At 64.0% G+C, this 6,733-nt stretch carries 7 protein-coding genes; 3 read left to right on the forward strand and 4 right to left on the reverse strand.

The window, feature by feature from the left end; genetic code table 11:
* The first annotated feature begins 27 nt into the window (after positions 1–27).
* On the forward strand, positions 28–459 hold the full coding sequence (locus VFB18_RS13255) for a nitroreductase family deazaflavin-dependent oxidoreductase (protein WP_324976130.1): 432 nt from the start codon (positions 28–30) through the stop codon (positions 457–459).
* Between the two features lie 37 nt (positions 460–496).
* On the opposite strand, the gene VFB18_RS13260 is transcribed toward VFB18_RS13255, so the two are convergent.
* Genes VFB18_RS13260 through VFB18_RS13270 form a run of 3 tightly spaced genes read right to left on the reverse strand, consistent with a single transcriptional unit; the run spans position 497 to position 2,110 of the window.
* Positions 497–1,291 (reverse strand): enoyl-CoA hydratase, encoded by a 795-nt coding sequence (locus VFB18_RS13260; RefSeq protein WP_324976133.1) that lies wholly within the window; start codon positions 1,289–1,291, stop codon positions 497–499.
* A gap of 56 nt (positions 1,292–1,347) precedes the next feature.
* Positions 1,348–1,851, reverse strand: a complete 504-nt coding sequence (locus VFB18_RS13265) for a TA system VapC family ribonuclease toxin (RefSeq protein ID WP_324976138.1) — start codon at positions 1,849–1,851, stop codon at positions 1,348–1,350.
* Between the two features lie 7 nt (positions 1,852–1,858).
* Complete coding sequence (locus tag VFB18_RS13270) at positions 1,859–2,110, reverse strand: hypothetical protein (RefSeq protein ID WP_324976141.1); 252 nt, start codon at positions 2,108–2,110, stop codon at positions 1,859–1,861.
* A gap of 50 nt (positions 2,111–2,160) precedes the next feature.
* Between VFB18_RS13270 and VFB18_RS13275 the strand changes: the two genes are divergently transcribed.
* Both VFB18_RS13275 and VFB18_RS13280 read left to right on the forward strand, forming a co-directional pair.
* Positions 2,161–3,897, forward strand: coding sequence for an ATP-dependent nuclease (locus VFB18_RS13275; RefSeq protein WP_324976144.1), 1,737 nt, complete (start codon positions 2,161–2,163; stop codon positions 3,895–3,897).
* The gene (locus VFB18_RS13280) at positions 3,894–5,411 is read left to right on the forward strand and encodes a UvrD-helicase domain-containing protein (RefSeq protein WP_324976146.1); all 1,518 of its coding nucleotides are present in this window, start codon (positions 3,894–3,896) and stop codon (positions 5,409–5,411) included. Before VFB18_RS13275 ends, VFB18_RS13280 begins: the two co-directional genes overlap by 4 nt.
* Positions 5,412–5,533: 122 nt before the next feature.
* Here VFB18_RS13280 and VFB18_RS13285 read toward each other — a convergent pair.
* A partial coding sequence (locus VFB18_RS13285; RefSeq protein WP_324976148.1) for an acyl-CoA carboxylase subunit beta occupies positions 5,534–6,733 on the reverse strand: 1,200 nt, incomplete at its 5' end.

The raw sequence follows: 6,733 nt of genomic DNA on the forward strand, positions 1-6,733 counted from the left end.
GGGGCAAAACGGAAGCGAGGTTCGACAATGGCCAAGTACATACCGAGCCCGCGCGACTGGGTGCGCGAGCAGGTCGAGCTCTACGAGAGCAGCGGCGGCACCAAGGGCACCACGCTGCGCGACACCGGCCTGCCGGTGATCATCGTGACGCATACCGGCAACAAGACGGGCGCCATCCGCAAGACGCCGCTCATGCGCGTCAAGGACGGCGACGGCTACGTCCTCGTCGGCTCGCAGGGCGGCGCGCCGAAGGACCCGGTGTGGGTGCACAACCTGCGCGCCAATCCCAACATCGAATTGCGCGACGAGACGGTGGTGCGGCCGATGAAGGTGCGCGAGGTGACGGACAAGGCGGAGCGCGAGCGGCTGTGGAAGCTCGCCGTCGCGGCCTATCCGCCCTACGCCGAGTACCAGGCCAAGACGAAGCGCGTCATTCCCGTGTTCATCGCCCGGCCGTGAGCGCGGCGGCAACCGCGAAGGCCGCGCCGGCCTGGCCCTAGCGGCCCTTGAACACCGGCTTGCGCTTCTCCATGAAGGCGCGGCGGCCCTCGATGTAGTCCTCGCTGGCGAAGCAGGCCTTGATCGCCGCGTCGATCTCGTCGAAGCGGCGCCGCTCGGGGTCGTCGGCCGCGGCGTTGATGGCGAGCTTGGCCGCCTTGATGGTGAGCGGCGCGTTGCTGGAGATGGTGGAGGCGATCCTGGTCACGGTCGCCTCGAGCTCGGCCGGCGGCACCACGCGGTTGACGAGCCCCATGATGCGCGCGTCCTCGGCCGTGAACTTGCCGGCCGTGAAGAAAATCTCCTTGGCGAAGGCGGGGCCGACGATGTCGACCAGCTTCTTGATGCCGCTGTAGCGGTAGCCGAGGCCGAGCCTGGCCGCCGGCACGGCAAACACCGAATCGGAGGAGCAGATGCGCAGGTCGGTGGACAGCGTGATGGCGAGCCCGCCGCCGATGCAGATGCCGCGGATCATGGAGATGGTGGGCTTGAGCGCCGCATTGAGGGCGGCGTGGGCGGCGTTGCCGGCCTCGTCGTAGACTTTGATGGCCTCGGCGCTGCCGCGCTTCTTCTCGAACTCGGAGATGTCGGCGCCCGAGACGAACGCCTTCTCGCCGGCCCCCGCCAGCACGATCACGCGCACGGCCGGGTCGGCCTCGAAGGCCGCCATGATCTTCGGCACCGCCAGCCACATTTCGTAGGACACCGCATTGTGCTTCTCCGGCTGGTTGAAGATCATCCAGCCGATGCCGCCCTCCGTGCGGGCGATCATCTTGGTCGTGCCGAGGTCCACGGGTTCACATCCTCCTGCTGGCCGGCAGACGGGTGCCGACGTGCTGCGGCCGCAGTCTATGGGGGCGCGGCCCCGTTCGTCCAACGCCATTGCTGCATGCGTCCGTTGTCACGGCCGTCATGCCGGCGGGGTCGGAGCACGACGAGGTGCCGGGGCTCGGCACCGCGCACGGCCCTGAGCGGCAGCCCGCGGTCGAACGTGACGAGCCGGCCGCCGTTCCTGACGGCGAGCGCCAGCAGATAGACGTCGGCGATCTGGTTGGGGCCCAGGATGTAGCCGCGGTCGAATATGGTCTCGTCGGCGATGGAGATGTCGTGGGGCCAGAAAACGTAATCCAACCCTTCCATCTGCCGGCGCAGCACGGTGAGCGCATCGATGATGCGCGCGGGTCTAGGGTAGCCCGGCTGCGACACGATGCGGACGAAGCCGTTATGTGTGAGCGGGCAGCTCGCCCAACCCGCTAGGGCATTCTGCGCACTCCAGGCCGTCGCCCGCTGGTGCTGAATATGGCCCCTGTCGAAGAGCGAAAGGAGCACGCTCACGTCGAGCAGCGCGCGCATGCCGGCCTCAATAGCCGCCCTTGCGGCGGGCCTCCTCCTCGTCGGCTTCTTCGATCAGCCGGTCCACCAACTCCTTGGTGACGACAACGCCTTCGCGGTTGGGCAGCTGGTACCAGCCGGCTTCCATCACGAAGTCGGCAGGGGCCGGCTCACCAAAGCCTGCGGCCGGCGCCTGCGTCAGCCCCTTGCGGGCGAGCTCGGACAGCACCTGCCCGGCGGTCTTCTTCTGGGCGGCGCCAAGGTGCTGCTTGCTGTGCATTGTCAACCACCTCACCTTGCCCCATCGCTCCGTTCGCCTAATCTCAAGGCATGGCTGAAGCACACATCCTACGTCTAAAGATCGAGCGATTCCGCGGCATAATCGACCTGACTTGGTTTCCGGCCAAGGGCATGAATGTCCTTCTCGGCGGCGGCGACTCCGGGAAGACCACCATTCTCGATGCAATCGCCTTACTGCTCGCGCCGACCAACAACACGGCCTTGTCGGATGCGGACTACGCGGGACGTGACTTGGCGACTGGGTTTAAGATCGAGGCCGTCATGTCGCTGGCACCTGAGCTGGTGGCGGGGCAAACGCTAAAACCGGCATGGCCGTGGGAGTGGAAGGACAACGAACCGCGTGCTCCCGCGATCGGCGAGGAAGGTCCTCGGGGCGAACCGGTTTACGTCTTACGAGTAACTGGATCGCCCGATCTCGAACTGCACTACGAAGTTGTCCAGCCCAACGGCGACACCGATCATCTCAGCGTCGGGCTACGTCGTGCCATCGGCATAGTTCGGCTAAGCGGTGAGGATCGCAACGACCGTGACCTGCGGCTTGTCCAGGGATCAGCGCTCGAACGCCTGCTATCCGACCACGCGCTGCGCTCCCGGCTCGGCAACAAGCTGGCGCGAACGGAGGTAAGGGCTGAACTGCTCGACGACGCCAAGCAAAAGCTCATCCAGCTCGACGCCTCCTTCAAGCAACAAGCCCTGCCAGACAAGTTGGACCTTGCAGTGACAGGAGCTCAGGGCGTCACAATCACCGCACTAATCGGATTGACCGCAGATTGCCGCGGTGTCCAGCTCCCGCTGTCCAATTGGGGGTCTGGAACGCGAAGGCTGGCGGCGCTAGCGATTGCCGAGGAGAACCAGAGCGCGTCCCCCATCACCCTGGTGGATGAATTGGAAAGAGGCCTTGAACCTTACCGCCAGCGGGCACTGGTGAAGAAGCTTCAGGCGGCAGGGTCGCAGACGTTCGTCACGACGCACAGCATATCAACCATCAGCGCCGCGACGAATGCTTCGCTCTGGCATCTTGGTGCTTTGGGCCGTCTCGGCAAGCTGGATGGCCAAAAGGTGTCGGCGCACCAGAAACTGGACCCGGACACTTTCCTCGCCCGTTTTTCCGTTGTTGCCGAGGGCGCGACAGAGGTGGGCTTTGTCGTGGCCTTGCTGGAGAGGGCTCTTCCGCATCCCCTCGAAACGCTCGGCGTTCACGTGAGCGATGGCGGCGGCCATGAGACCACACTCGGACTGCTAGAAGGATTGTTGGATGGCGGCATTGCATTCGCCGCTTTCGCCGACAACGAAGAAGGTAAGCATCCGGGGCGCTGGCAGGCCATTTCGCGCAGGCTCGGCCCGCTGCTGTTTCGCTGGGAGAACGGTAGCCTTGAGGAGAACTTCATCGCCGCCTTGGCCGACCATCAGATCGAGGCGTTGATCGAGCATCCTGAGGATACAGGCGGGCGTCTGAGAACGCTGGCCGTCCGCCTGCAAATCGAAGATAAGAGTATCGCCGCGGTTAGAGCTCAGGCAGGTGATAATTTGAAGACTCTCATCGTTCAGGCCGCACTCGGCAGTGTCCCAGAGGGGAAGGACGCGGAGAAGAAGCTCTACAAGAACCACGCGCAGATTTGGTTTAAGTCGATCGAAGGCGGACAGGAACTCGCCGCGAAAATGTTCGCGCTGGGTTTATGGCCGACCTTCAAAGGTCGCTTGTTGCCGTTTCTCAACGCGATCCGTGAGGCTGTTGGGCTTCCCGCACTTGAGGATCTCGCGCCGTGAGCGACCGGAGCGTCCATGATGCGTTACGCTCCGAGATGGAGCTGGTCGTTATCGAGGCTCCGGGCGGATGCGGGAAGACGTTCCAGGGCGCGGGCTACGCGCGGGATCTCATCTCGGCCAATCGCACGCAGCGCCTTCTGATACTAACGCACACGCATGCAGCTTGCTCAGTCTTCGATGAGCGCACGCGCGGGCTGGCGTCTGGTGTCGAAATCCGTACCATCGACAGCCTCGTGGTTCAGATTGCAACGGCCTACCGGAATGGGCTCGGCCTGCCGGCTGACCCTGCCGCGTGGGCACGACGAAACGAGGATGGATACGATCTGCTCGCAGTAAAGACTGCGGCGCTCCTGAAGCGTTATCCGTTCATAGCGAAAGCTCTCGCGTGCCGGTACCCGGTAATCATCTGCGACGAGCATCAGGATTCTACGGGTGAGCGGCACGCGATCATCATGGCGATCCACGCCGCTGGCGCCAAGCTCCGGGTGTTTGGCGATCCAATGCAAAGAATATATGTGACAAGGCAGCACATCGGCGGCTGCCCGCCTCTGGACTGGGCGGCACTGACGCGGGAAGCGCACCGATTTGAGGAACTGGATCATCCTCATCGCTGGACGAGTGGGAGCGCAGAACTCGGACAATGGATACTTGATGCCCGCGCCACCTTGAGGCGAGGTGAACCCATTGATCTACGACAAAACCGACCCATGAGCGTCACTGTCGTCCGCGCCGAGAATGAGGCGCAAGGCAACCTTCAATACCGGCCAGCCCGCGGCGACAGACAACTGATCGACCGTTTCGTGGGTGAGGATCAGCGGCTGCTCATTCTGACACGCTACAACGAGACAGCATTAAGTCTCAGGCCCGCGTTCAACCGGAGGATTGTGCTCTGGGAGGGCCATGTGCGGGCGCAATTGGAAAGATTCGTCGACGCGCTAACGGCCGCTGCCGATCGCTTAGCGGTAGCGCAGGCTGTCGCCGCGTTCATTCAAGCCACGTGCGTCGGCTTCACCAACAATCGCTTCGCCAAGACGTTTCTACAAGACGTCGCCGAAGGCTGTGCGCGCCACAGGCGCGGGCGCCCTGAGAAAATACAGGCGCTTGCCCGCATGATCGTGGATGAGCCCAATCACAAAGGCGCCGCCAAGGTTCTTGCCCGCCTCGCTCGGCTGAGAGCCGAGGACGAAGACTTTCAGCATATCAAGATCGATGCCCTGAAGGAGTTCCACGAAGGCGCACGTCTCGCCGACTTCACATCCCCGCAGGAGGGATACGCCGAGCTCAGCCATCGGCGCGCCTACACTCGGCCAATGCCGCCGGACAAGGCAATCAGCACGATACACAAGGCCAAAGGGTTAGAGTATCATAGCGTGGTTGTCGCGCCGTGTGATGCGCGCACCTTTAGGAATGATGAGATCTCACGCTGCCTGTTCTACGTCGCGATCAGCAGGGCGATGAGCCGCCTCATGCTGGTGGTACCGAGGAATGACCCTAGCCCCTTGTTGGTGATCTAGCGTTACTTCTACTCTTTTAGCTTAATCGGTCGCCACTCCCGGCCGGCCTCCGCGCACCAAATGACGGAAACGTCCACGTCCTCCGCTGCCGTTCCTTTGCCCCTGAGAGCCGCATGCGCCCCCTACAGCGGAATATTATCGTGCTTCTTCCAGGGGTTATCCACCGTCTTGTTCCTGAGCATGTTGAGCGCGCGACAGATGCGGCGGCGGGTGGAGTGCGGCATGATCACCTCGTCGATGTAGCCGCGCTCCGCCGCGATGAAGGGGTTGGCGAAGCGGTCCTGATACTCCTTGATGCGCGCCGCGATCTTGGCGGCGTCGCCCAGCTCCGCGCGGTAGAGAATCTCCGCCGCTCCCTTGGGCCCCATCACCGCGATCTCGGCGGACGGCCAGGCATAATTCACGTCGCCGCGGATGTGCTTGGAGCTCATCACGTCGTAGGCGCCGCCGTAGGCCTTGCGCGTGATGACGGTCACCTTCGGCACGGTGGCCTCCGAGAAGGCGAACAGGAGCTTGGCGCCGTGCTTGATGAGCCCGCCGTACTCCTGCGCCGTGCCCGGCAGGAAGCCCGGCACGTCGACGAAGGTGAGGATCGGAATCTCGAAGCAGTCGCAGAAGCGCACGAAACGGGCGGCCTTGCGCGAGGCATCCGAGTCGAGCACGCCCGCCAGCACCATCGGCTGGTTGGCGACGATGCCCACCGTGCGCCCCTCCATGCGGGCGAAGCCCACGACGATGTTCTTGGCGAACGCTTCCTGGATCTCGAAGAAGTCGCCCTCGTCGATCACCTTCAGGATCAGCTCCTTGATGTCGTAGGGCTTGTTGGGGTTGTCGGGGATCAGCGTGTCGAGCGAGGGCTCGGTGCGGTCGGCGGGGTCCCTGGTGGGCAGCTCCGGCACGCCCGACCTGTTGTTGGAGGGGAGGAAATCGAGCAGGCGCCGCATCTGCAGCAGCGTCTCGACGTCGTTGTCGTAGGCGTGGTCGGCGATCGACGACTTGGTGGTGTGCACGCGCGCGCCGCCCAGCTCCTCGGCCGTCACCGTCTCGTTGGTGACGGTCTTGACCACGTCGGGGCCGGTCACGAACATGTAGCTCGTGTCCTTCACCATGAAGACGAAGTCGGTCATGGCCGGCGAGTAGACGTCGCCGCCCGCGCACGGCCCCATGATCACCGAGATCTGCGGGATGACGCCCGAGGCCAGCACGTTCCTCAGGAACACCTCGCCGTAGCCGCCGAGCGCCGCCACGCCCTCCTGGATGCGCGCCCCGCCGGCGTCGAACAGGCCGATGATGGGGGCGCGGTTCTGCAGCGCCATGTCCTG

It is taken from the genome of Methyloceanibacter sp. (assembly GCF_035650995.1).
Lineage (GTDB): Bacteria > Pseudomonadota > Alphaproteobacteria > Rhizobiales > Methyloligellaceae > Methyloceanibacter.